The following is a 24,023-nucleotide window of genomic DNA, read 5'->3' on the forward strand; positions in this document are numbered from 1 at the left end:
AAATTTTAAGAGCAAATTAAATCCAATATTTTTTCACTGTTTTTACAAAAATTACCATTTTTTTCTATTAGAAGTAAATCTTTTGCATATCCTTTTGAAGTAGTAAGCTTAGAGCTTTCTATTTCAATACCAAAATCATCAAAAACTTTTGCTATATAAGCAAATAAACCTTTTTGGTCTTTAGTATGTATTTTCATAGATGCTAAATATTCACTATGATTACAATCTATTTTAATATCTTTTCTTTTGATGATTGGTTTTTTAAGTTTTATATCTCTATTCATATCAAAAGAATCATTTATAATCTCTTCTATTAAATATAATTCTTCATCTAAAGCTTTTTTAGAAAAAGATATTTCAAAAATTTTCTTTTCATCATATAGTTTAAATATATTCATACCATTCATATCTAAATATTGAAGTTTGCCCAATAGATATCCTAAATTTAGAGGAATTTTTCTAGTGATTCTTATCTTTAGATAGTTTTCATTGATGATATCAAAACTATAAGTTGATACATCTTTTGCTTTTATTGCAATATCTAAGATATCTACACTTTTTAATCGTAAAAACATCTGGTTGGAAGATATTTGAGATATTTTTCTTTTTAATGTATTTGGTAAATCTTGATAATTTGGTAAAGTTTTTATACGATTTAGTTTTGAAACTCTTGTAATACTTGCACGAATTAACTCTGGGTCTTGAAAAGCTAAAATACTTTTTTTGTATAAAACTTTTAAAAGTTCTGCTGTTGAACTATTAAAAAGATATTTATTAACTGCACAAATATCACAATATGTGAGAACATATAAGATTTTTATCTCATTTATATTTTTGAAAAGACCTATAAAATTTAAAATAGTTTTTTGTGAGTAAATATCTTCATTCATAGAAATTCTTGACATTTGGTCGTGGTATCTTATGATATTTGCACCAGTTTTTATAAGTTCATCATCAAAACCAAAGTTTTTCATAGCTTTTTTGAAAATATTTTCTCCAATTATATGGTGGTCTTTTCTTCTTCCTTTACCAATATCATGATAAAGTGTAACAAGTCTTGTTAATATTTTTTCATCTTTAGTTAAGTTATCATAAATATCTTTTATAAAAGAATCGTCTATATTTGTAACAAGTTTTAAAGCTTGTAAAGAGTGAATATCAACAGGATGTCTGTGATAACCATCAAATTGAGATAGATGTAAGATTTTCTTAAAATTAGGAAGTAAGATTGATATGAGTTCACTATTATAAAAAAGTTTTAAAATAGGGTATAGATTTTCATTGCATAAAAGAGTTTTAATATCTTTTTTTATATTTTTACTTATTATTTTTGGTCTTTTTGTTTGACTTGCAAAATATACATAAGATCTATCAAACCCATTTATATTTTGTGGAAAACTTATCAACTCTTTTAATAAGCTTGAAAGTTTTACACTTTTTCGATTAAAAGAACAAAACAACCTATTTTCTATGATATATATACCTTTTTTGTATCTATATTCTTTTAAATTTTTCAAATTCTCTTTATCAAAAAATATTGATTTTACAAATTTAGAACTCATATTTGAGTGAAAATTATGAATTGTATGTAAAGAAGAAAAAACTTTTGACATACACTCAAATTCATTTTTAAACCCTAGCTTTTTACTTAACTCTGGTAATGTATCAAAAGATATTAAATCAACTTTCTTTTTATGAATTGTATGTAGAGTATTTCTTGTTTGAAATATAAAATCTAAAGCATTTGTAAATTTTTTGTAAGAATTTATATTTAATTTTGTTCCTACTAACTCTTTTGCTTTTTGAACATCATAAACAACATTTAAAATCCAAAAAAGCATATTTGCTTCTCTAATTCCTCCATAACCTTCTTTTAGATTTACTTGCATATCTAAAGGATGTTTTTTTAATCTTTGAGTGTGCATATAAAGTTGCTCTTCAATAAATTTTCTTTTTTCTATTTGTCTCAAATTTTTTACAAATATTTCAAAATTTTGGTAAATTCTTTTTGAACCAAAAATATGTCGAGATTCTAAAAGAGAAGTTTTTATTGTAACATCATCTTTTGCTAATCCATAAAGTTCATCAATCTCATCAAGTCTTACGACTCTTAAACCAAGTTTTAAACCACAATCCCAAGCAAAAGCTACAAATCTTTCTATAATTTTAGAAATATCGTAAGAATGACTATTTTTATATAAAATCATAATATCAATATCTGAGTGTAAACATAGTTCAACTCTTGCATAAGAACCTAAAGCTATAAAACTTATGAATCTATTGTTTTTAAAATTTGAACTTACATAAGAGAATATTTGAAATAAGAATTTATCAATATTTCTAGTATGTTTTTTGAAAAATATTTTACTGTTATTCGTATTTGCACTTTTTAAATAATCTAAATAAGTTTTTTTAAATATTTTTGAAGTATCGAAGCTATTTTCACTAAAGTTATTTAAGTGAAAATTCTTAATCATTTTTTTGAAATCCCTATATTAAACTCTAAAATCATATTTTCTGCTAATCTATCTAAATTTGATTTATCATTTTTATCTTGTACATCAAGTGATAAATTCAAAATATTTTTATGGTATCTTTCCAAAAAAGTTAGTATATTAGGTGATTTTTTATAAGGGTTATTTATAGAAGTTCCCAAATTTATAAGTTCTAATACTGTGTGCTTTTTACCCATAAATGCAGCATAATTTATAGGTTTAACACCAAAATAGTCAGCTTTATTTAAAATATCACCATTATAAGAAGAAATAAGTTTTATATAGTTTTCTTTATCTTTAAAGATTGTTGTGTGTATTATATTTCTTCCCTTCTCATCTACAAAAGTGCAATCAGCTCTTAGATTTAATAGAAGTTTTACAATATCTTCTTTATCGTTTAGTATTGCAAACTCTAAAGCTGTAAAACCTTTGTCATTTTTACTATTTATATCAACTCCAGCATTTATAAGATTTTTAATTGTCAATAATAACATTCTTCTATCTTCTGATTTTTTTGTTAAATCTTGTTCTAAAAGTCTAAAAATTATATTGTTCCCATTTATATCTGTTTCATTTAAATTAATATTTTTTGTTCTTAAGATTTTAAATATTGAAATATTAAAATTCAATAAAGTAGGAAAAAATAGTGGTTCATTTTTAGAGTTAAAATTATTTACATTAATATGATAGTTCTTGATAAGTAATTCTAATATATCTTTATATTGGGCATTTTGTACTATTTGATTTTTATAAATATCTTCTAAAAATATTTCATTTTCAATATTTAAAAGAATATCAATCAAAATTTCTATTATAGATTTTCCATACTTATTTTTATAATCTAATTTTGCACCTTTTTCAATATATAGTTTTATTAAATCATAATTTTCTATTCCACTAAAAACTAAAATATCTAGAACAGTTAAAGCTTCTATATTTTGTCTATTTAAGTTTAATTTTTCTAGATTATTTAATAAATAGTGAATTAAATCTCTATCTAAACTTCTTGTTATATTAAAAAATATAGTTTCATTTTGATTGTCTATTGCTTGAACATTTATATTAAGTTGAACTAACTCTTTTATTAGTTCTGCTTGAGAATCTCTTTTTGATGTTTTTGAAATTTGTAAGAAGTATTCTACAGCTTTCATCAATATATTTTTATTTTCACTATTTTTTATATTTAGATTAAATCCAAGTTCACTAGCTCTTTTTATAAAATTAATTCCTTTAATGCCTTTTGTAACAATATAAAATAGGTAACTTTGTTGATTAGCATTTATTATTGTTGGATCCGCACCTTGATTTAATAAATATAAAGCTAAATCGATATTTTTTAGAGAATTATCTAAATGTAAGATAGTATTTCCACTACTATTTTTATGGTTTATATCAATTTTTTTTAAAGATATTATTTTTTTTATAATATTTAAATTTCCATTTATAATTGCATCAAATAGTACATTGTTCCCATTGTTATCACAATTTGTAAAAAGAGTTGATTTTTGTATTAAAAATCTAATAAGTTTATTATTTGAATTGTGTATTGATTCTTGTAAAACTGTTCTATTTTGCTTATTTAAATGGTTTAAATCTGCACCAAAATCTATTAAAGTATCCAATAGTCTAGTGTCTTTTGAATAAATTGCATAAAATATTGCACTTTCTTTTAAATTATTTTCAAGTTCTATATCTATTTTATTTTCTAGCAACCACAAACAAGAATTATATAAATCTTTTTTACAACAAGATAATAATATGGGTTCATCATTAATATATAATGAGTTTAAATCAATTTTTGATTTTGTATAGATTTTATTTATGTTTTCGATATTAAATTCAGGATTTATCAACTCTTTTATTAAATCTTCATTTGAATATTTGTTGAAACTATTTAATAATCCTAACATTACTCTCCCATTTTTAAATAAATTAAATGATTATATAACAATATAAATAATTTTAATGTTAATAAAAATTAATAAACTATTTTATGTTTCGTTTTTACACATAAATATATACAAAAATATTAAATTTAACACTTTAAGCATAAAATAAGAATATTTTTAACTTTCTTTTATGTTTTTTAGGATAATATTTTACCGTCCAGCGCTGGAGACTTTAATCTCTAAAAGGACTACTTTATGGAAACAATGTCTGATATGTCATATATTATTGACACACTCTACGTACTGTTTGCAATGACTTTAGTTGTTTTTATGTATCCTGGCTTTGCTATGTTAGAAGCGGGAATTGTTAGAACAAAAAATGTTACTGCTGTCTTAGTTATAAATATTCTTATTTTTGCAATTGCATCATTAGGTTTTGTATTAATTGGTTACTCAGTCGCTTTTGGCGAAGGATTAAATGATGAATCTATTAATTATGCAACGGTTTTATTTCAAATGGCTTTCGTTGGAAAGGCTATGAACATTATGAGTGGTGGTATTAGTGAAAGAGTTAAAGTTGTACCAATAGCGATATTTACGCTAATTATGGCTACAATTTTATATCCATTGGTAGTTAATTTAACTTGGGGAGCAAACTTCTTAAAAGATACTATATTAGATATATCATCTATGCATGATCTAGCTGGATCAACAATTATTCATAGTACTGGTGGTTGGGCTTTACTAGCTGCTTTATTGATAATTGGAGCAAGAACAGGGAGATATACTAAAGATGGTGGAGTTAGAGTTATTCCAGCTTCAAATGTACCTTTAGTTACTCTTGGTGCTTTACTTTTATGGATTGGTTGGTATGGATTTAATGGTGGAAGTGTTGGGACAATGTCAACTAAAGCAGATGCTGATTTAGTAGCACTTGTAATCTTAAATACAAATACAGCTGGTTTTGCAGGAGCTATTACTGTAGCAATTATTATGTATGCAATGTACAAAAAATTTGATATTACTATGATTTTAAATGGTGGATTAGGTGGATTAGTATCAATTACAGCTGGAGCAGATGTAATGGATGTTTATACTCCTATTTTAGTAGGTGCAATTGGTGGAGCTGTTGTTGTTGCTAGTGTATTTATGTTTGATAAATTAAGAATAGATGATCCTGTTGGGGCTTTATCTGTGCATTTAACAAATGGAATTTGGGGAACATTAGCAGTTGGAATTTTTGTTAGTGATATCTCATTCTTAACTCAATTAAAAGGTGTTGTAGTTGTTGCAATATTTGCTTTTGTAAGTTCTTTTATCTTGTTATTTATATTAAATAAAATTATGCCTATAAGAACGAAAAAAGATGATGAATTACAAGGACTAGATGTTGGAGAATGCGGATTAGAAGCTTATCCAGAGTTTAAACGAGCATTCTAATATAATATTAGTTTAATAAACTTTTGTTAAAATAATTGAACTAAAGAAAGGATTGATCTTGAAAAAAATAGAAGCGATAGTAAAACCATTCAAATTTGAAGAAGTTAAAGAAGCATTAGTTCAAGCTGGAGTTGCTGGTATGACTGTATCTGATGTAAAAGGATATGGAAGACAACAAGGACACAGTGAACTTTATAGAGGTGCTGAATATGTTGTTGATTTTTTGCCAAAAATCAAAATAGAACTAATAGTTGCAGATGAAGACGTTGATTCTACTCTTGCAGTTATTATTGAAGCAGCTAAAACTGGAAAAATTGGAGATGGAAAAATATTTGTTTCTCCAATAGAAAAAGTTATAAGAATAAGAACTGGTGAACAAGATGAGGAGGCTATTTAATGGCAAAAACATTTACTATAAATGAACCACTAGATATGCACTTACATTTAAGAGATAACGACATGCTTCGGCTTGTCGCTCCTCTTACATCAAAAACTTTTAGTGGTGCTTTAGTTATGCCAAATTTAGTTCCTCCCGTTACTACTAAAGAGGCTTTATTATCTTATAAAAATAGAATACTTAGTGCATGTAATGGGGATAATTTTATTCCTTTTATGACTTTATTTTTTCAAAACAATTATAGTTATGAATTTTTAGAAGATATAAAAAATGAGATTATAGGAATAAAATTATATCCAGCAGGAATTACTACAAACTCTGAAACTGGAGTTTCATCCATGGATATTGAAGTTTTAAGACCAACTTTAGAGATTATGAGCCGCCTTGGAATACCTCTTTGTATTCATGGAGAAACAAATGGTTTTGTGATGGATAGAGAAAAAGAATTTATGCCAATTTATGAGAGTTTGGCTATTGCTTTTCCAGATTTAAAAATTATTATGGAGCATATTACTACAAAAGATGCAGTGGAACTTCTTGATAAATATCAAAATCTTTTTGCAACTGTAACTTTACATCACTTGCTTATAACTTTAGATGATTTAGCTGGTGGTATGTTAAAACCACATTTATTTTGTAAGCCAATAGCTAAAACTCCAATTGATAGAACAGCACTTTTAAATGCGGCATTAAAAGCTCATCCAAAACTTATGTTTGGAAGTGATAGTGCTCCTCATCCAAAACATAAAAAAGAGTGTTGTGGCTGTGCTGCAGGAGTTTTTACTTCACCTATTGCTTTACAAGTATTAGTCGAATTATTTGAAAAACATAATTCTTTAGATAATTTAAATGATTTTGTATCAAATAATGCTAAAAAAATATATAATCTGAATTTAAAATCAAAAACTATAAATCTGGTAAAAGAAGATTTTATAGTTCCAAATGTTTATGAATATAAAGAAGAGAAAGTTGTACCTATGTATTCAGGTGAAACTTTGTCTTGGAGTTTAGAAGACAATTAAAATAGGCTAATTTTTTAGCCTATTGGAATAGAACTTGCTTTTCTTTCGCTTAAAAGTTTTTTGATATTTTCAGCATTTTCTTTAGCCTTTTGATCTCTTTCTTCTCTCATAATTCTAAGTGATTCTAGTGTTTCTTGTTTTTCTTTATCAAGATTTGATTTTAGCTCTATTGCTTTTCTATTATTTGATATACCACAAACAGCAGAAAACTTCTCTTTTTTATTAACATAAACTATACTATCCGAAGATGCTGCATTTTTATTAAATACAATTACATCTCCTTCTTTTAGATTTAAAATTTCTAAGGCTGTCATTTCTGTTTCAGCCATAATAGGCTCTATTTTCATTCTTGCACCTGAAATTAGAGTTTTAATGTCTTGTTTACGACTAAGTTTTTTATTTTTACCTTCACTAAAAATCTTATCAACAATTTTATTTAAAAGTGGTTCTATATATGAAATAGGATAACAAATAGATAAAAATCCAGAATCTTCATCAATTGTTATTTCAAATACAACTAACAAAACTATATCGTGATCTGAAACAATTTGAATAGCATTTGCATTTGTATCACTTGATTCAATTTTGAAATTTAAACTAGATACATCACTCCAAGTTTTGTATAAAATTTTTATGAACATTCTATAAAAATGTTCAAGAACTTTTATCTCAATTTCAGTTAATTCTCTATCAAGATTATCCATAGTATTAACTGCACCACTTCCTAATAAATCAGCAATTACTTTGTGTGAAATTGTAGGGTTACATTCTATTACAATTTTTCCATCAAGTGGTTTCATAGAAAGAGTACTAAGTGAAGTTACTTGAGGAATAGATAATATAAATTCCCCATAAGTCATTTGTTCAATTGATGTAAGTTTTACATCAACAACTTTTCTAAGCATTGAAGATAAGTCATTTGTAAATTCTCTTAGCATTTTATCATGCATTGTTGTAAGAGCTTTTAATTGATCAAGTGTTACTCTATTAGGTTTTTTAAAATCATATATCGAGTAGTTTTTTTCTTTAGCTGTAAATTTATCAAGTGGATTAGTTCCATCAAAATCATCACCTTGTTCAGCAATATCTAAAAGAGCATCTATTTCATCTTGACTTAAAAATTCTGCCATATTATCCTCTTAACTCAATATCAACATCAATAGCACCCATCTCTTTTATCATTTTTATAGTGTCAATTATTTCTGTCATTGGTACTTTCATAACTTTCATTGAACGTACTAAATCTGATATTGTTGGGTCTTTTTTTGTATTTATCATTGCATTATTTATATCAATTACAGGTTTATTTGCAATTCTTACATCATCACCTATATCTTCACCTTTATTTACTGAAGGATTATTCCAATTTTCTTCAGATAAATCAGATTTATTAATTCTAATTGTAAATGAATCTCTTGCAATTGTAATTGGAGATATAACAACATCTCCACCAGTTATAATTGATTCTCTGTTTACATCTATAATTAATTTTTTTCTAAATGTCGAATCAAGTTCTATGTTTTCAACCTTAGATATAAAACTTACAATAGACATATTTGTAGGTTTGAGAACCTCAATAGTTCTTGTATCAAGTGCGGTTGCCAATCTTTGTCCAAAAGTTTCATTAATCTTTTTTTCTATCAAATCTGCATTTTTTGCAGAACTTTTTACTAAACTTAATTGAATAGATTTTTCATTTTGTAGTTCATACTCTAGTTCATTTTCAACAGTAGCACCCTCATATATAAAACCTGTTGTTTTATTATTTGTATTTGCAGTTACAGTTCCTTGTGCAACTGCATAAACATTTCCATCTACACCTTTTAATTGAGTTAGTAAAAGTTCTCCATAATCTATTGATGTTGAATCACCAATAGTTGAAACTGTAACTTTTATTTTATCACCTTGTCTTGAAAATGGTGGCAAATCAGCAGTTACCATAACAGCTGCAATATTTTTTGAATTTATAGAACCAGCTGGAATTTTTATATAAGAATTTGTAAGAAGATTTTGTAAACTTTGCATTGTAAATTTTGACTTATCTCCTGTTCCAGCAAGTCCTACAATCAGTCCATAACCAATTAGTTGATTATCTCTTATTCCTATGACATTTGATATATCTTTAATAGTTTGAGAAAATAAAGAAGATGTTAGTAGTAAAATAAAAATAAATATTTTCAAAAAAATCCTTCATAAACTTTTAATAATTATTTTATCAAAAATTTAATAAAAAAAGGTATAATCTAGGCAGTATTTTATTTTATTAGGGCAAATATTGAATATTTTTATCTATGGAAATCAAAGTTTTAAAAAAGATATACAAAAAATTTTACAAGATTCAAAAATAAATGAAGCATTAGAAGATTTAGATATAGTTGAAATAGATGATATTAAAAAATTAAAAGAAAATATAGCTTCAAATCCAAATAATGTATATTTAATTGATGATGATAAAATAATTAAAAATAAGAGTAAATTTAGTTTTTTGAAACATAAAGATGGTATTGAAGAAGAATTTTTACTTGAATGTGGAGTAGATGATTTATCTATCGATTCCTTAGAAGAAATCCCGAATTATATTATAAGAAAGTTTAATAGACAGACCTTACAACAAGAAGATAATCTTGCTATAAAAGATGAAAGCTTAGCATTAGATTTAGATAGTGAATTATCCAAACTTTTAGAAACTGGAAATCAAGAAGAAACAATAGTTGAAGATGATTTAAATATTGAAGAACCTATAGGATTGGATATAAAAGAACTCGATAATTTAATTGAATCTAAAAGCATATATGAAGATAATAAAAATGATAGTAATTTTAATCCACTAGAATCTTTTAGTGAAGATTTTGGATTAAATAATATATCTTATGACTATGACGATGACTCCATTTATAATGATAATACAAAAAGTGATGAAGATATTTTATCTGATATTTTAAATTCAACTAATTTAGATGAAGATGATTTTCAATCTGTTAGTGAAACTTTTGAAGATGTCAATTTTTTAGATCAAATTTTCCCAAATAAGTCTATTTTAGAAAAAGTTATTGAAGATAAAAAAAATGAAGATACTTATGATTATTTAGAGAATAACTTTGAAGAGTTGGAAAATATTGAACCTTCAAGATTATTTGAAAATATTGAATTAAAAGATGAAATTGATGCTACAATAAATCAAAATAACGATATAATTGAAGATTTAGAAGAACATAAACAAGAAATAATTTTAAATGATGCCGAAGAATATGATGAGGTACAAGGAGATGATATGAATGATGAATTTTTAGAGTTGGATGGTTTAAATGAACAAGATTTAATTTCTGCTTTAGAAGATATTCCTAATGCTATTATTGAAACAAAAAATGTTAATAGTGTAGAACTTGATAGTTCAAATGTTCAAGATATAGCTAGTTTGATTTCTAAATTATTAAATAATAAAACTTTAGAGATCACTATTAAAATAAAAGATTAAATATGGATTTACTAGCAATATCTCAAAATACAGTTAAGCTTATATTATTAATAGGACTTCCATCGCTGATTGTTAGTATGATTATAGGACTAGTAATTTCTATTTTTTCTGCTGTTACACAAGTAAATGATGCTTCATTATCTTTCGTTCCAAAGATGATAATTGTTTCAATCTTTATATTAATTACACTTCCTTGGGTTGGTGAACATATGCAATCTTTTACAACAGAACTTTGGAATATAATTTTAATTTTTGGAAGTTAATTTTGATTAATAAACTGTACAATCTAAAGAAAAATCAAACAGAACAGAAATTAATAGAAAAATCTACTTTAGAACAAGAAGTTTATAGAATAGATGAAGAGATGCAAACTGTTAAAAATAGAATAAATACTGCAACTGTTGAAAAATTTGGTTCAATTTCCGATTTTATGATACTAGCTATGCATAAAGATAGTTTAAGATTTTATATAAAAGAACTTTTAACAAAAAAAAATACTTTGATAAAAAAAATTGAAGAGCTTTTAAATGACATTATAGAACTTCAAAAAGAGAGTGAACAGTATAAATATATTTTAGATGAAGAGAAAAAAGAGAAGAATAAAATTCTTATGGATATGCAAGCTTTGGAATCTGAAGAGTTTATACAAAGTAAATATATAAGGGCTTAAATTGATTTATAGATTTTTAATTACACTTGTTTTTGCAATAACTTTAAATGCAAATGTAGAAACCAGTAGTTCTTTAACTAGACAAAAAATGGAAGTTTTAGAATTAAAAAATGAGTTAAATAATTTTTATACAGAAAAAGAGAAAGAATATCAAAATAATAAAAAAGAGATAGAAGGAATACTTACTAAAATAGAACAAGAAAAAGCTGAAATAAAAAGATTATATGAAAAAAATGAGGAAGTTTTAAAAGATATAAGAGCTGAGATTAAGAAAAAATCTATCAGAGTTTTTGAACAGATGAAAGCAAAAGTAGCGGCAGAAATTTTTGATCAAATGATACTCGAAGGTAAACTTGAAGATGTTTTTGATATAATCCTTAGACTAAAGGAATCAAATATTTCTAATATTATGAAGTTTTTAAGCTTGGAGAATGCTTCTATTTTAACACAAAAACTAGAGAGATATAATAAAGACAAAGACAGAAGGGACTAAAAAATGGCAGATGAAAATGAAATAGTAAAAAAACCATCAGATGGTAAGGGATTATTGATAGTTTTATTAGTTCTTGTAATTGTACTGATAATGGCTGTTGCTGGTGGGACATATTTTCTATTAGATAAAATTTCAAATACTAATTCAAGTAGTGAACAAACAAGTGAGATTCCAATAACGAATAATAACCAATCTTCTGGTGCTGAAGCTAAATTTAAAGCAGATGTTAATGAATTAGTTTTAAATCTTACAGATTCAAGAGGTAGAGAAAAGATTATGAAGTTATCTTTTTCTATTAGAAGTAGTGACCCTACAATTGAAAAAATAGTTCAAGATTATTTAGCTGAGATTACTGATGTGGTTATCACTCAAGTGAGTTCAAGAAGTTCTGAGGAGTTATTGACTGTTGGTGGGAAAAGTCAATTAAAAGATGAACTAATCAGTGAGATAAATAATATTTTAAACTATGTTACAAGGACAAATAGTAATGTAGTAAGTAATATTTTATTTACTACATTTGTAATAAAATAGATGATAGTAGCAATAAAGAAAAGAAAAAAAAGTAATAATATTTTAAAAATATTTTTTATTATCTCTCTATTTTTTGGGATAATATATTTGGCATATTTAAACCAAGAGAAGAATATTGCAAAATTAGACTTACAGAAAGCTCAAGAAGAAGAATTAAATCTTATAAAATTTGAAAATGAGAAAAGAGTAAAAGAGCAGCAAGATGCTCAACGAATTATTTTAATAGAAGCTGAAAAAGTTGTAGATTTGGTTGGTCAAGAATATATAGAAGATGTTAAGATTGTAAAAAATAAGATAGTGTATATTTTTAAACCAAATACAAATATTGAGGCTATTACAATTAGATACGGTGCTATGGCATTAGTAAAAAAAAGTTTTAATGATGTTGTAGTTGTAGTAGATATAGAACATATTTTAAAAAGTAGGTTAAAATAATGAAACAAACTATATTATTAACTATTATAACGATTGTTTTTACAGCTTGTGGTGCTTTATCTCAACCTGAGATTGATTTTTCAAAACCAGAACAACAAATTCCAAGAGAAATTCCAGTAGTAAAAAGCAAAAAAGGTTCTTTATATTCAGTTCAAGGAACATCATTATTTGCAGATAAAAAAGATTTACAAATTGGAGATATTATTCAAGTTGAAATTAATGAAGGTTTAACTCAAAAAAGTGACAATAAAAGAGAGTTAACAAGTGATAGACAAACAGACTATGGTGGAGGGATGTTTGCTGCTATGGGAGGAAATAATTTAAGTGGAGCTGTTGGAAATGCTACTGATAAGTTTAATGCAAATCTGGGAGTAAATTTTAATACACAAAGTAGTGATAGTGATAAAGGAAAAGTAAAAACAGAAGTAAAAGAAAATTTTGATACCAAAATTTCAGCTGTAATAGAAGAGACTTATCAAAATGGGAACTATTTTATAAAAGGTAATAAAGAAGTTATTTTAGATGGTCAGAAACAAGAAATCATAATAACTGGAGTTATTCGTCCTTATGATATATCATCTGATAATTCTATAAATTCATCACAAATTGCTAATTTAAAGTTATTGTATAAGAAAGATGGTGTTGAAGCAGATATATTACAAGCACCATGGGGAACAAGAATACTAAGAGCGATATGGCCATTTTAAACTAAAATTAAGAAATGTAATGTAATAATTTTAAAGATTATACAAAGGAGTTAATATGTTTTCCACTTTAAGTGTTGCACAAACTGGGCTACATGGTTCAAGATATGCAATAGACAATGTTGGTAATAATCAAGCTAATCAAAATACTCCTGGGTATAAAAAAAGAGTTGCTAACTTAAGCGAAATTGGTCAATATGGTGTTCATATAACTGGACGTGGACTTAGTTTTGATGGAGTTTCAAGAGTTACTTCTCAATATATGTATGATAAATTTATACAAGAAAGCACAAAAGCAAACTACTATGATAAATTAACCAATATGCTAGGTGGTGTTGAAACTATTTTTAAAGAGACTAATGATAGTGGTTTTTCTATAGATTTAAATAGATATTTTCAATCAGTTGAAAATTTAAGAACAAATCCTAGTTCTCAAGTATATAGAAGTGCTTTACAAAGTCAAGGTGCAGTTGTTGTTGAATCATTGCAAAATTTGTATACAAGTGTTCAAAAACAGCAATCAATAGAGAGAACAGAATTATCAACAGATATTAAGAAAGTGAACCAAATTTTAAAAGAGATTGCTGATACTAATGCAAAAATAGAAAAATATGATCCTTCAGTAAATGATTTATTAGATAAAAGAGATTTATTAGAACTTGAGTTATCAAAATATGTAGATGTTGATATAAATAGAGATCAAGGTTTTTATGAGATAAAAATTGGTAATGTTGTAGCTTTAAGCAATGATGTATTTTCAAGACAAATAGAAATAAATGATGTAAAAACTAGTCAGGTAGATAAATATAATCTCTTAAAAACAAATGCAGATGGTTCTACAACAGTATTTGACTCTTTAAAATATGAAGATGATGGATTATTTACACCAAAAGCACCTTATGATAATGATGATGTTATTACTTATAAACTAAACAATGAGTTTTCTGTTAGTGTAAGAATAGGTGAAAGCGTTACAGGTGATTGGCTTGGCGATGGTAATATAACTACGATGGTTGTTGATAATGATAATTTAACAAGAGCTATGATGGTAAAAATAAACAATGATCCTAATATGAGTAAAGTTGTAACAGCATATAATGGAGAATATGTAGAAGAAAATGGTAAAAAAGTTCCTATGTATCCAAATAGTGACAATTATCTTAGAATCGAGTCAAATATAGAAGGTAAAGAAAATGATTTTATAGGTAGTTTTAGTATAGAAAGAAAAACTGGAACAGATATAGATTCAAGAGAAAAGATATATAGAAATGAATCAGAAAGTAAAGATGCACAATCTGATACAGTTTTGAGAATTTTGGATCATGATTTGAATTTGAAATCAGGAACTATAAAAGCACAAGTAGAGAACTTATCTACTTCAAATTCAAATAATAAATTTCAATCTTATCTTGATATGTTAGATAATTTTGCTCAAACATTAGCAGATATTACATCTTCTTACATTAGAGTAGGGCAAGATGATTATGTATATGGTAGAAATGCTTCAGACGAACACAATACTTCACCATTTCCTCCAAATGGTGGAGATATTGTGGATTTAAATTTATTTAGTGGAGCTAGTGTAAAAACATTGAAATTCAATAAGAATGCAGTAAATGATTTAAAACAAGAAAACCTTGATTATTTAGCTTCAATACAATGGAAGAAAGATTTATCTTTCGAAGGTAAAGCACAAGATCCTGATTCTAAAAATGTTACATCATTAACTGAATATTTTAGAAATTTAAGAGTAGGTGTATCTTCTGATAGAGAAGATTCTAGGTATGCTTATGAAGTACAAGATTCAATATCTCAAAATTTAGGAACATCATACAATGATGTTGTTAGTGTAAAAAAAGATGATGAGTTGATTGATTTAATGAAATTTCAAGCAGCATTTAGTGCGAATGCACAAGTTATTACAGCAGTTGATGAAATGATACAAACTCTTCTTGGTATGAAGAGATAAATTTTATAAAAGGAGTAGCAAATGGCAAATGGAATTTTAGGTTTAGGTTCTGGACAAGCAGCATCACTAAATAGTGATATGTTAGAAAAATTAAAAGCAGTTGATAGAAAAGCTACGGTTGAACCTTTAGAAAAAAAACTTGAAAATTTTGCTTCTGAAAAAGAGGTAATTTCTAAAATTAGTACAAAAGTTGATGACCTTTTGAATGCAGTTAGTTTATTTAGTTTAAATCAATCTAGTGGTTCAAATGCTTTCAATCAAAAAAGTGCAAATGTTTCTGGTGATGGAGTAGTTTTTGATTCAGATGATTTAAGTGCTTTAAAAGTAGGTTCAGTAAGAGTAAAAGTTGAAGAATTAGCAAATAAAGATGTTTGGCAGACAAATCAATTTGATGGAACTACTACAACAAAAGACAGTAAAGTAAATCAAGGTGCTTTAACTATCAATGGAACAAACATAGATACAACAGATAAATCATATAGTGATTTAGTTAAAGAGATAAACAAAATTGATGGAGTACAAGCTTCAATAGTTGAAGATTCAACTGGAAAATTTAGAATATCTATAAAAAGTATGGAAACTGGAGAGGCAAATAAAATAAAATTTGAAGGTTCAGATGCAACTGCTTTAAATCACCTAGGTTTGAATGTTGAAGCTAATAATGTTCTAAAAGCTCAAGATATGAAAATGAAAGTTGATGGAGTTGATTACTCAAATAGTTCAAACACTATTACTGTAGATGGACTTAAGATAACTGCTACAAAAACTGGTGGAGAATCTACAATTAATATAGAAAATGATACCACAACTTTATCAAAACAGATGCAAGATTTTGCAAATGCTTATAATGATTTAAGAGCTGAAATAGAAAATGAAATTTATTCAAGTGAATCAACTGTTGAAGATAAAGGTGCTTTAAGAGATATGTTGTCACAAATTAAAAATAATCTTTTTGGTACAGGAAATAGTGATAAATCTTTATTTAGTTTCGGGTTTTCTCTTGATGATAAAAGTGGAGATTTAAATTTTAGTTCAAAAGATTTTGAAGCATCTATAAAAAATGGTACAAAAGATTTAGAAGATTTATTTGCTGGAGTTCCTGAACAAAAAGGAATAGCTACTTTACTTGATGAAACTATTAGTATTAGTGGAGTTAAAAAAGGTTTAATTGATTATGAGTTAAATATGCTTTCAAGAGAAGAAGCTATGAAAAAAGATAAAGAGCTTGCAGAAACAACACTTGAAAATAAATATACTCAAATGGCACAGCAATTTGCATCATATGGTGTTATAATAAATCAAATGGAGGCATCATTTTCTAGTTTAAAAATGATGATTCAACAATCAGTTGCTTCTAAATAACAAGGTGTTATAACACCTTGTGTTTAAGCAAAGATATTATATACTCGAAAAAATGCTAATCTGGAGTTAAATATTTATGGGGATTGAATTATATAATCAACAAAATGCAATATCAGATGATCCTTATGTTTTAGTTTTAAAACTTTATGAAGGGATAATTAAATATCTTTCATTTGTAAAAAATGCTATACAAGAAGGTGATGTTGAAAAAAAGTTTACATATATAAATAAATCAATTGCAATTTTTGATGAACTTAGAAATGTACTTGATTTTGATGGTGGTGAAGTGTCTTATTATTTAGATGGTTTATATTTATATCAAATTGAGACTCTTTTTAGTGCAGGAATTGATGATAATATAAACTCTATTAACCAAGTTATGAAAGTTACACAAGGATTGATTGACGCATGGAAAGAAGAGACAAATCTTTAAAAATTTTAAATGAGTTAAACTATATAGATTCATTAGATTCGTTTGACAAAGCTAATTCTTTAGTTATTTGGTACAATGATAATTTTACACATAATGCAATAGAAGATTTAGATTTAGAGCTTTCTGATTTACTAAGATTTGAAGAACTATTTTATAAAAATTTACAGTTCTTAAAACAACAACAAGAAGTAGCAAGAATTGAACTCAATAAAATAAAAAAGATGAAAAGTTTTTTAAAAAATTAAGCTTTTTAGCTCTATTCTTTTAATAAAAATGTATTCTCTTATATTTTTTGGAATTTTTTTTGTTCTACACTCTTCTTTGAATTCTTTTTTCATTGTAATATCAGTTTTTGGGGCAATATAGATAAATTCTTTTGTAATAGAAATATTTATTTCATCTGAAATAGTAATCTCTTTTTGTTTTAAAATTTCTTTTCTTTGTAAAAAACTAATCACTATTCCTCTTCTTTTTAAAGATTTATCTATTATTCTAATATTTAAGTTGTCATCATTTTGATTTTCAAATATTTCTAATTCTTCAATTTTTTTTATAGGATTTATGTTTATACTTAAAGAGTTTAAATCATTTTGAAGATATTTAAATGAATTTATAACGCCTTGTTTAAATTCATCTAAGAATTTATCTGAAAAATTGTGTCTAAAATAGTTTCTTTTATACTTCTCGTCAAAATTTGAATTATCTATAAAATACTTTATATTATTTTTTTGCAAAAAGACTTCTAATTCATATTTTGAAATACTTAAAAGTGGTTTGTAAATTTTGTAATTCTCTTTATGTTCAACGTTATTAAATCCAATTAGTTCAATAAGCCCAGCTCCTTTTGATAGTTGCATAAAAAACCACTCTAATTTATCATTTAATTGGTGAGCAGTTATTAAAATTTCATAAGAGTTTTCTTTTATAATTTCTTCAAAAAAATTGTATCTTATATCTCTAGCAATTTTTTCAAAATTTGATAAATCTTTAGTTTGAATATCTTTTATAAAGATTTGTTTATTATATTTTTTTGCTAGTTCTTTTGCATATAAAATTTCATCTTTGGATTGTTTCCTTATATTATAATTTACTATTGCAATATCAAAAGGAATATTCTTTTCCAAAAGTAAGAAAAATAGTGCAGTAGAATCAATACCAGCTGAAAAGGCTAAAAGATTTTTTGATTTTTCAACTACACTAAAATCTAAATTCATAACTTTATAACTGTTGCAAGTAGTTTATCTCCAGCAAGTTCTGTTACTTTTACAGTATAAACTTGCCCAAATTTCAACTCTTGTTCACTTTCATTGTCATTTATATAAATTTCTCCATCTATATTTGGAGCCCAAATAGTTTTTCTAGCACTTAATAAATATTCATGTTCATCACTTTCTCCATCAATGTAAACTTCAAAAGTTTTGCCAATTTCATTTTCTAGGGATATTTGAGTAGTTTGTGCAATTATTTCTCCTAAAATTTCTGCTCTTTCATCAATTAATTCTTGTGCTATTTTATCGGCTCTTAAAGTAGCAGTTGTACCTTCTTCATCTGAATATGAAAATACATTTGCTCTATCAAAATTGAACTCTTCTACATATTTACAAAGTTCTTCAAACTCTTCTTCTTTTTCACCTGGATGTCCAGCAATAAATGTAGTTCTTACAAAAGAGTTTGGTTTACTTTTCATATGGTTCATAAGCTCATTTAATTTCTCTACCCCTTTCCCTCTTTTCATAATTTTTAGCATATTTTGTGATATATGTTGTAAGGGCATATCAAAATAGTTTACAAATATTTTAGAATCAGCAATTTTATCTATTAAACTCACAGTTGTTGTTGATGGATAAAGATATAAAATTCTAGCTGTTTTTATGCCTTCTATTTTTTCAACTTCTTCAATTAAAAGTTCAAGACCATTTTTTTCTTCCATATCTCGTAAATATGAAGAAGAATCTTGCGATACAAATGAAAAATCAATAAATCCTTTAGAAACTAGATGTTTAACTTCTTTTACAAGGGATTGTAAAGTTCTTGAGTGAAGTTTTCCTTTAAATGAGGGAATTGCACAAAATGAACAGGCTTGATTACAGCCTTCACTTAATTTTACATAAGCGTGATATGAAGAACCTGTTATTACCCTTTCATTATTTTCACTTGCTAAAAATACTTCATTTGTAAATTTACTTCTTTTTTCATTTACAAGTAAATCTATTTTGTCATAATCTCCAACCCCTGTAAAAACATCGATTTCAGGAAGTTCACTTTGAAGTTCTTCTTTATATCTTTCACTTAAACACCCAGCCATTACTAAAACAGATTCTTTTTTTCTATCTTCGTGTAAATTTAAAATTGTATTAATACTTTCTTGTTTTGCACTATCTATAAATCCACATGTATTTACTATGATTACATCAGCATTTTGTGTATCATCTGTTAGTTCATAATCACTCAATCTTCCTAACATTACTTCACTATCAACTAAGTTTTTTGTACAGCCAAGACTTACCATATGTAGTTTTTTCTTTGGTTTTTGTGTTGAAAATTTCATTAATCTACTTTATATTTATAATTTTTTGTGAATTTTAGCATAATCGTTTATTTTTGTAAATTAATAGAAAATAAGATATTATCATCGTATATATTTTTAATTTACGGAGTATAGATATGATAAAAAAATCTTTTTTAAGTATATTATTCATTGCAGTTATTTCAACTTTATTTTTGACTTCTTGTAGTACAAAACAAAATGGATTAGAAAATATGAAAACTTTAAAAAATACAAAATGGAAAGCTTTAGTTTTAAACAATGTAGATGTTAAAAATGATAGAAAAGTTGCAAATATTAATTTTGAAGAAGATGGAAGAGTATTTGGTAATTTAGGATGCAATAATTTCTTCTCTAGTTTTAAAGAGGATAATGGTAAATTAACTTTAGCACAAGCTGGAAGTACAATGATGATGTGTCCTGATATGACAACTGAGCATAACTTTTCGAGTGTATTAAGTAATGTAAAAAGTTATGAAATAAATGGTAAGAATTTACGATTTTTTGATCAAAATAATAAAGAAATAGCAAAATTTATAAAAGAGTAATTAGAAAATACTCTTTTATAACCAAATATTATCAAGTAATCTTACATTTCCAAATCTTACAACAACTAAAATTATTGTATTTGATGGTTCTATAATATTAATTTCATTGAAATTTTTATCTACAATGGTAACATATTCTATATCTAAAGAGTTCATAATTTTATATATTTTATCTTTTACCGCTTTGATATTTCTTTCTCCACTTGCAATTAACGAACCAGCCATGTAAAGTGATTTTGATATAAGCAAAGCATTCTCTCTTTGAGTTTTATCCAAATAAACATTTCTTGAACTAAGAGCTAAACCATCAACTTCTCTTACAATATCACAAGGAATAATATTGATTGGTAAAAATAGATTTTTTACCATTTGCTGAATAAGCACCAACTGTTGAGCATCTTTTTTCCCAAAATAGGCATTTGTAGGCTGTGTTAAGTTAAATAATTTTAGTACAACTTGTAAAACTCCATCAAAATGACCTGGTCTTGTGAAACCTTCTAAAACATAGCTATTTTGAGGAGCTTTTATTAAAACTTCTTCATTTGTGTGCATTGTAGAAACTTCTGGCATAAAAAGATAATCCACTTTGCACATTTGACAAATTTTTATGTCAGCTTCATCCTTTCTAGGATATTTGCTTAAATCTTCATTTGGTAAAAATTGTGTTGGATTTACAAAAATAGATACAATTACAATCTCATTTTCTTCTTTTGCCTTTTTTATCAAAGATATATGTCCATTATGTAAAGCACCCATTGTTGGTACAAAACCAACACTTTTCGTTATATTTTTTCTAATATTTTGTAACTCTTCTATTGTTTTTATAACTTCCAATTTTTTTCCTTATTCAAATTTATTTCTCTTCATAATTTGGATTTAATTTTAGTAAAACTAAATCAGCAAACATATTTCCTATTAATGTTAAAAATGCTCCAATTATCAGTATTCCCATAATGACTGGATAATCATGACTTAAAGCACTTTGATAAAATAGCAATCCCATACCATCTATTGAAAATATCGTTTCAAGTATTACACTTCCACCAATAATTCCTGGTAGAGAAAGTCCTAAAAGTGTGATAACTGGCGGATATAAATTTGGTAAAATATAGTATCTTAAAATCGTTTTTTGGCTTAGTCCTCTTGCACGTGCAAAAAATATATAATCACTTTTTAATATTTCTATTGTCAAAGCTCGTATATACAAAATCAAACTTCCAATCCCGCCAAAAACTATTATAAATATTGGCAAAAATAAATGCCAAGCAAAATCTAAATAGTAAGTAAAACTTCCATCATTTGCTACACTATGAAGTCCAGCTATTGGGAATAGTTCAAATTTTATAGAAAAAATCAATACTAAAACAAGAGCCAAATAAAAAGATGGCATTGAAAAACTTAAAAGTGAAAGTTGATTTGTAAATTTATCAAAAAAACTATTTTTTTTCGTAGCTGATTTTATACCAAAATATAGTGAAATAATAAAAATAAGTAACATAGAGATAATATTTATAGTTAAAGTTATAGGAATTCTACTTAAAATTTCTTCTTTTACTTTTTCTCCACTTGCAAATGATATACCAAAATCAAGCTGTAAAATATTTGCGATCCATGAAAAAAACTGTATATATAAAGGTTTGTCAAGTCCATATATAGCTTTTAGTTGTTCTATTGCTTCAGGAGTAATATTTGGATTTAACTCTCCACTTGCAAAAAATGAGTTTGGAGCTAAATTTATAGCAATAAAAGATATTAAGCTAATAATAAATAGCATAACAATAATGTATAATAGTTTTTTTACAAAGATATTCATAGGTAAAATTATACAAAAGATAGGATTAAATGATAGGTATAGATATAGTAAGTATAGATAGAATAAAAAAGATGTATGATAAGTTTGGTGAGAAGTTTTATGATAGATTTTTGAATAAAGATGAACAAGAGTTTGTAAAATCATATCAAACAGCTGCTGGATTTTGGGCAGCAAAAGAAGCTGCTAGTAAAGCAATAGGAACTGGAATTGGAGAGATTTGTTCTTTTGATGATATAAAAATAAAAAAAGACAAAAACAATGCTCCAAAGATAAAATATAGCAAAAATTTAAGAAAAAAATTTAAAATTAAAAAATCACATCTAAGTATTACTCACGATGGTGGATTTGCAATAGCCGTTGTTGTAAATAGTCTAAAAAAAGTTAAAATTTGATATAAGTCAAATGATATTAAAAAAATATTTATTAGAATTACACAATCTATTTAAGAACTTTTCAAGATGGATACCCCAAATGTCTCCTAACATATCCATCTTGAATATTATTTATTTTTAGTTAAAAATCTATCTAATATAATTTTTGCGGCTATTGAGTCTATTCTTCCATCTCTTTTATATTTTATTTCGCCTTTTATTAAATCTTCAGCCTCAATAGAACTCATATTTTCTTCACAAAATTCATAAGGAATTTTTAGTTCAAGTAAATTCACAAAGTGTTTTATTCTATTTTGCATATCTTCACTTGAAGTAGGAAATCCAACTATAAGTTTTTCTATTTCCCACTCTTTTAAAAAGGCATTGACATCAGCAGCAGCTTGGTTTCTATTTTTTCTTAAAATTGCATTTTGAGGTGTTACTATATTACTAGTCAAACAAATAGCAACCCCAATCCTTTTTAATCCAACATCAATACTAGCTAATTTCAAGATAAAAGTTCATTTGCTAAGTTAAAATTATTGTTTGAAGTCATAAGATGAATTTTTGGATGAATTTTGTTTATATCATTGAATAAATCTCGGCTTAATTTCATTCCGATTTTATACTCTTCATCTTCTCCTATATTATGAGCCTTTTCTAACTCATCAATCCAAAATTGTGGCACATGAATACCTGGAACTTGTGCAGATAAAAATAGTGCTGTTCTAAGTTTTGTGATAGGGAAAAGTCCAAAAATAAGTTGTGCTTTTTTCTTTTCACCTTCCACACCTTCTTTTGCTATATCAAAACTCTCTAGCAATTTTTTTGCATTTTCTATATCAAAAACTGGTTGTGTGATAACACCTACTGCTCCATTTTGTATTTTTAAAAACATCTTTTTCTCTAAAGAACCAAAGCTTTTAGCATAAGAGTTTACAACTCCAAAAGGGAATATTTGTTTTGGTTCTATTTTAAAAGGTCGTCCAGCAAAATCCATACCATAATTAAAAGATTTTATCATCTTTAAAAGCATTAGTGAGTTTGCTTCAAATACTCCTTTACTATTTGGTTGGTCACTCATTTTGGCAGGATCTCCTGTTAGTGCTAAAATTGCTCTTATGTCAAAATCATTTGCCCCTAATAAATCAGATTGCAAAGCTATTTTATTTCTATCTCTCATTGTCATTGTTGCAATAGCTGGTTTATTAAACTCTTGTTGAAGTTTAACTGCTGCAAATAAAGAGTTATATTTTAATTTTGCTAAAGGACTATCTGTACAAGTAAATCCATCTACTTTTTCATTAATTTTGAATTTCTTAATCTTTTCAATAATATTGTGCATAGATGGTTCATGTTGAGGTGTTGTTTCAAGTGTTAAATACTTGTCTTCTTGAAGTTTTTTGATGAGTGTTTCAAACATTTTAAAAT

26 protein-coding genes are annotated in these 24,023 nt (G+C 26.0%); 16 read left to right on the forward strand and 10 right to left on the reverse strand.

Going from position 1 to position 24,023, the window contains the following annotated elements; all coding sequences use genetic code 11:
- Positions 1-5 precede the first annotated feature (5 nt).
- Positions 6-2,477 carry a [protein-PII] uridylyltransferase family protein gene (locus tag CRU91_RS00620; RefSeq protein WP_113892362.1) on the reverse strand — a complete coding sequence of 824 codons (2,472 nt, stop codon included), beginning with the start codon at positions 2,475-2,477 and terminating at the stop codon, positions 6-8.
- On the reverse strand, positions 2,474-4,405 hold the full coding sequence (locus tag CRU91_RS00625) for an ankyrin repeat domain-containing protein (RefSeq protein ID WP_113892364.1): 1,932 nt from the start codon (positions 4,403-4,405) through the stop codon (positions 2,474-2,476). The genes CRU91_RS00620 and CRU91_RS00625 overlap by 4 nt, the downstream gene beginning before the upstream one ends.
- Positions 4,406-4,639: 234 nt before the next feature.
- On the opposite strand from CRU91_RS00625, the gene CRU91_RS00630 reads away from it, so the two are divergent.
- Genes CRU91_RS00630 through pyrC form a run of 3 tightly spaced genes read left to right on the forward strand, consistent with a single transcriptional unit; the run spans position 4,640 to position 7,243 of the window.
- On the forward strand, positions 4,640-5,824 hold the full coding sequence (locus tag CRU91_RS00630) for an ammonium transporter (protein WP_113892366.1): 1,185 nt from the start codon (positions 4,640-4,642) through the stop codon (positions 5,822-5,824).
- Between the two features lie 58 nt (positions 5,825-5,882).
- Entirely contained in the window at positions 5,883-6,221 is a 339-nt protein-coding gene (locus CRU91_RS00635) for a P-II family nitrogen regulator (protein WP_113892368.1), read from the forward strand.
- On the forward strand, positions 6,221-7,243 hold the full coding sequence (gene pyrC / locus CRU91_RS00640; RefSeq protein ID WP_113892370.1) for a dihydroorotase: 1,023 nt from the start codon (positions 6,221-6,223) through the stop codon (positions 7,241-7,243). Before CRU91_RS00635 ends, pyrC begins: the two co-directional genes overlap by 1 nt.
- A 14-nt stretch (positions 7,244-7,257) precedes the next feature.
- On the opposite strand, the gene fliM is transcribed toward pyrC, so the two are convergent.
- The gene (fliM, locus tag CRU91_RS00645) at positions 7,258-8,373 is read right to left on the reverse strand and encodes a flagellar motor switch protein FliM (protein WP_113892372.1); all 1,116 of its coding nucleotides are present in this window, start codon (positions 8,371-8,373) and stop codon (positions 7,258-7,260) included.
- Position 8,374: 1 nt separating this feature from the next.
- Entirely contained in the window at positions 8,375-9,424 is a 1,050-nt protein-coding gene (locus tag CRU91_RS00650) for a flagellar basal body P-ring protein FlgI (protein ID WP_113892374.1), read from the reverse strand.
- Positions 9,425-9,518: 94 nt separating this feature from the next.
- On the opposite strand from CRU91_RS00650, the gene CRU91_RS00655 reads away from it, so the two are divergent.
- The 11 genes from CRU91_RS00655 (at position 9,519) to CRU91_RS00705 (ending at position 17,560) form a co-directional block, all read left to right on the forward strand.
- Positions 9,519-10,718, forward strand: coding sequence for a hypothetical protein (locus CRU91_RS00655; RefSeq protein WP_113892376.1), 1,200 nt, complete (start codon positions 9,519-9,521; stop codon positions 10,716-10,718).
- 2 nt (positions 10,719-10,720) lie between these two features.
- Positions 10,721-10,981 carry a flagellar biosynthetic protein FliQ gene (locus CRU91_RS00660; protein ID WP_113892378.1) on the forward strand — a complete coding sequence of 87 codons (261 nt, stop codon included), beginning with the start codon at positions 10,721-10,723 and terminating at the stop codon, positions 10,979-10,981.
- Between the two features lie 2 nt (positions 10,982-10,983).
- The gene (locus CRU91_RS00665) at positions 10,984-11,388 is read left to right on the forward strand and encodes a hypothetical protein (protein WP_113892380.1); all 405 of its coding nucleotides are present in this window, start codon (positions 10,984-10,986) and stop codon (positions 11,386-11,388) included.
- A gap of 1 nt (position 11,389) precedes the next feature.
- Entirely contained in the window at positions 11,390-11,881 is a 492-nt protein-coding gene (locus CRU91_RS00670; RefSeq protein ID WP_113892382.1) for a MotE family protein, read from the forward strand.
- A gap of 3 nt (positions 11,882-11,884) precedes the next feature.
- Positions 11,885-12,412 (forward strand): flagellar basal body-associated FliL family protein, encoded by a 528-nt coding sequence (locus CRU91_RS00675; RefSeq protein ID WP_113892384.1) that lies wholly within the window; start codon positions 11,885-11,887, stop codon positions 12,410-12,412.
- 87 nt (positions 12,413-12,499) lie between these two features.
- A complete protein-coding gene (locus tag CRU91_RS00680; protein ID WP_222718362.1) occupies positions 12,500-12,847 on the forward strand; it encodes a hypothetical protein in 348 nt (115 codons plus the stop codon).
- The gene (locus CRU91_RS00685) at positions 12,847-13,554 is read left to right on the forward strand and encodes a flagellar basal body L-ring protein FlgH (RefSeq protein WP_113892388.1); all 708 of its coding nucleotides are present in this window, start codon (positions 12,847-12,849) and stop codon (positions 13,552-13,554) included. The genes CRU91_RS00680 and CRU91_RS00685 overlap by 1 nt, the downstream gene beginning before the upstream one ends.
- 55 nt (positions 13,555-13,609) lie before the next feature.
- The gene (locus CRU91_RS00690; protein ID WP_113892390.1) at positions 13,610-15,520 is read left to right on the forward strand and encodes a flagellar hook-associated protein FlgK; all 1,911 of its coding nucleotides are present in this window, start codon (positions 13,610-13,612) and stop codon (positions 15,518-15,520) included.
- 21 nt (positions 15,521-15,541) lie between these two features.
- Positions 15,542-16,882 carry a flagellar filament capping protein FliD gene (gene fliD / locus CRU91_RS00695; protein ID WP_113892392.1) on the forward strand — a complete coding sequence of 447 codons (1,341 nt, stop codon included), beginning with the start codon at positions 15,542-15,544 and terminating at the stop codon, positions 16,880-16,882.
- A 76-nt stretch (positions 16,883-16,958) separates the two neighbouring features.
- The gene (gene fliS / locus CRU91_RS00700; RefSeq protein ID WP_113892394.1) at positions 16,959-17,315 is read left to right on the forward strand and encodes a flagellar export chaperone FliS; all 357 of its coding nucleotides are present in this window, start codon (positions 16,959-16,961) and stop codon (positions 17,313-17,315) included.
- Positions 17,291-17,560: a hypothetical protein gene (locus tag CRU91_RS00705; protein WP_113892396.1), complete on the forward strand. Its 270-nt coding sequence runs from the start codon at positions 17,291-17,293 to the stop codon at positions 17,558-17,560. The genes fliS and CRU91_RS00705 overlap by 25 nt, the downstream gene beginning before the upstream one ends.
- On the opposite strand, the gene tilS is transcribed toward CRU91_RS00705, so the two are convergent.
- Together tilS and rimO are read right to left on the reverse strand one after the other, a co-directional pair.
- Positions 17,549-18,529, reverse strand: coding sequence for a tRNA lysidine(34) synthetase TilS (gene tilS / locus CRU91_RS00710; protein ID WP_113892398.1), 981 nt, complete (start codon positions 18,527-18,529; stop codon positions 17,549-17,551). The two genes, CRU91_RS00705 and tilS, sit on opposite strands and share 12 nt — an antisense overlap.
- Positions 18,526-19,863 (reverse strand): 30S ribosomal protein S12 methylthiotransferase RimO, encoded by a 1,338-nt coding sequence (gene rimO / locus CRU91_RS00715; protein ID WP_113892401.1) that lies wholly within the window; start codon positions 19,861-19,863, stop codon positions 18,526-18,528. The genes tilS and rimO overlap by 4 nt, the downstream gene beginning before the upstream one ends.
- A 116-nt stretch (positions 19,864-19,979) precedes the next feature.
- On the opposite strand from rimO, the gene CRU91_RS00720 reads away from it, so the two are divergent.
- Positions 19,980-20,408, forward strand: a complete 429-nt coding sequence (locus CRU91_RS00720) for an META domain-containing protein (protein ID WP_113892403.1) — start codon at positions 19,980-19,982, stop codon at positions 20,406-20,408.
- Between the two features lie 15 nt (positions 20,409-20,423).
- On the opposite strand, the gene panC is transcribed toward CRU91_RS00720, so the two are convergent.
- Both panC and CRU91_RS00730 read right to left on the reverse strand, forming a co-directional pair.
- Positions 20,424-21,242: a pantoate--beta-alanine ligase gene (panC, locus tag CRU91_RS00725; RefSeq protein ID WP_113892404.1), complete on the reverse strand. Its 819-nt coding sequence runs from the start codon at positions 21,240-21,242 to the stop codon at positions 20,424-20,426.
- Between the two features lie 19 nt (positions 21,243-21,261).
- Positions 21,262-22,221, reverse strand: a complete 960-nt coding sequence (locus CRU91_RS00730; RefSeq protein WP_113892406.1) for an ABC transporter permease — start codon at positions 22,219-22,221, stop codon at positions 21,262-21,264.
- Positions 22,222-22,250: 29 nt separating this feature from the next.
- Between CRU91_RS00730 and acpS the strand changes: the two genes are divergently transcribed.
- Positions 22,251-22,613, forward strand: a complete 363-nt coding sequence (gene acpS, locus CRU91_RS00735; protein WP_113892407.1) for a holo-ACP synthase — start codon at positions 22,251-22,253, stop codon at positions 22,611-22,613.
- 107 nt (positions 22,614-22,720) lie between these two features.
- On the opposite strand, the gene ruvX is transcribed toward acpS, so the two are convergent.
- Both ruvX and CRU91_RS00745 read right to left on the reverse strand, forming a co-directional pair.
- The gene (ruvX, locus tag CRU91_RS00740) at positions 22,721-23,104 is read right to left on the reverse strand and encodes a Holliday junction resolvase RuvX (RefSeq protein WP_113892409.1); all 384 of its coding nucleotides are present in this window, start codon (positions 23,102-23,104) and stop codon (positions 22,721-22,723) included.
- On the reverse strand, positions 23,101-24,015 hold the full coding sequence (locus tag CRU91_RS00745; RefSeq protein WP_113892411.1) for a methylenetetrahydrofolate reductase: 915 nt from the start codon (positions 24,013-24,015) through the stop codon (positions 23,101-23,103). Before CRU91_RS00745 ends, ruvX begins: the two co-directional genes overlap by 4 nt.
- Between the last annotated feature and the right edge of the window lie 8 nt (positions 24,016-24,023).

The organism is Aliarcobacter vitoriensis (assembly GCF_003316695.1).
Lineage (GTDB): Bacteria > Campylobacterota > Campylobacteria > Campylobacterales > Arcobacteraceae > Aliarcobacter > Aliarcobacter vitoriensis.

Bases quoted from the DNA above. Each gene is read 5' to 3' on its own strand.
- CRU91_RS00620 (WP_113892362.1), bottom strand. From the start codon at position 2,477: ATGATTAAGAATTTTCACTTAAATAACTTTAGTGAAAATAGCTTCGAT.
- CRU91_RS00625 (WP_113892364.1), bottom strand. From the start codon at position 4,405: ATGTTAGGATTATTAAATAGTTTCAACAAATATTCAAATGAAGATTTA.
- CRU91_RS00630 (WP_113892366.1), top strand. From the start codon at position 4,640: ATGGAAACAATGTCTGATATGTCATATATTATTGACACACTCTACGTA.
- pyrC (WP_113892370.1), top strand. From the start codon at position 6,221: ATGGCAAAAACATTTACTATAAATGAACCACTAGATATGCACTTACAT.
- fliM (WP_113892372.1), bottom strand. From the start codon at position 8,373: ATGGCAGAATTTTTAAGTCAAGATGAAATAGATGCTCTTTTAGATATT.
- CRU91_RS00660 (WP_113892378.1), top strand. From the start codon at position 10,721: ATGGATTTACTAGCAATATCTCAAAATACAGTTAAGCTTATATTATTA.
- CRU91_RS00675 (WP_113892384.1), top strand. From the start codon at position 11,885: ATGGCAGATGAAAATGAAATAGTAAAAAAACCATCAGATGGTAAGGGA.
- CRU91_RS00685 (WP_113892388.1), top strand. From the start codon at position 12,847: ATGAAACAAACTATATTATTAACTATTATAACGATTGTTTTTACAGCT.
- CRU91_RS00690 (WP_113892390.1), top strand. From the start codon at position 13,610: ATGTTTTCCACTTTAAGTGTTGCACAAACTGGGCTACATGGTTCAAGA.
- fliD (WP_113892392.1), top strand. From the start codon at position 15,542: ATGGCAAATGGAATTTTAGGTTTAGGTTCTGGACAAGCAGCATCACTA.
- fliS (WP_113892394.1), top strand. From the start codon at position 16,959: ATGGGGATTGAATTATATAATCAACAAAATGCAATATCAGATGATCCT.
- CRU91_RS00705 (WP_113892396.1), top strand. From the start codon at position 17,291: ATGGAAAGAAGAGACAAATCTTTAAAAATTTTAAATGAGTTAAACTAT.
- tilS (WP_113892398.1), bottom strand. From the start codon at position 18,529: ATGAATTTAGATTTTAGTGTAGTTGAAAAATCAAAAAATCTTTTAGCC.
- rimO (WP_113892401.1), bottom strand. From the start codon at position 19,863: ATGAAATTTTCAACACAAAAACCAAAGAAAAAACTACATATGGTAAGT.
- CRU91_RS00720 (WP_113892403.1), top strand. From the start codon at position 19,980: ATGATAAAAAAATCTTTTTTAAGTATATTATTCATTGCAGTTATTTCA.
- CRU91_RS00730 (WP_113892406.1), bottom strand. From the start codon at position 22,221: ATGAATATCTTTGTAAAAAAACTATTATACATTATTGTTATGCTATTT.
- acpS (WP_113892407.1), top strand. From the start codon at position 22,251: ATGATAGGTATAGATATAGTAAGTATAGATAGAATAAAAAAGATGTAT.
- CRU91_RS00745 (WP_113892411.1), bottom strand. From the start codon at position 24,015: ATGTTTGAAACACTCATCAAAAAACTTCAAGAAGACAAGTATTTAACA.